Annotated in this window: 1 protein-coding gene; it reads left to right on the top strand. The window is 60.7% G+C overall.

All coding sequences use genetic code 11. The features are described 5' to 3' along the window. The coding region (locus FLO80_RS24075; RefSeq protein WP_149187163.1) for a transporter substrate-binding domain-containing protein at window positions 1-292 on the top strand (292 nt) is incomplete at its 5' end. Between the last annotated feature and the right edge of the window lie 113 nt (window positions 293-405).

Here is a 405-nt window from a genome sequence, read left to right as displayed (position 1 = left end):
GCAGGAAGCCAACATGGACCTGGTGGCCGGTCGCCTCGACGCGGTGGTCGCCGATTCGGTGAACCTCGAAGATGGCTTCCTCAAGACCGATGCCGGCAAGGGCTACGCCTTCGTCGGTCCGCAACTGACCGATGCCAAGTACTTCGGCGAAGGCGTCGGCATCGCCGTGCGCAAGGGCGATAGCGAGCTGGCCGGCAAGTTCAACGCGGCCATCGACGCGCTGCGCGCCAACGGCAAGTACAAGCAGATCCAGGACAAGTACTTCAGCTTCGACGTCTACGGTTCGAACTGACGCTATCCGTCAGAGGTGGCACAAACGTCCGCGACGCCTCGCGCTGTTTGTGCCACTTTTTTATTGACTGGACGCCACTGCTTTAGCGCTGCATTAGCTGCATAGAGGTACCG

The sequence above is a fragment of the Aquicoccus porphyridii genome (assembly GCF_008369105.1).
Classification (GTDB): domain Bacteria; phylum Pseudomonadota; class Alphaproteobacteria; order Rhodobacterales; family Rhodobacteraceae; genus Aquicoccus; species Aquicoccus porphyridii.
Note: the sequence above shows the minus strand (reverse complement) of the source record. Positions and strands in the feature narration are given on the sequence as shown.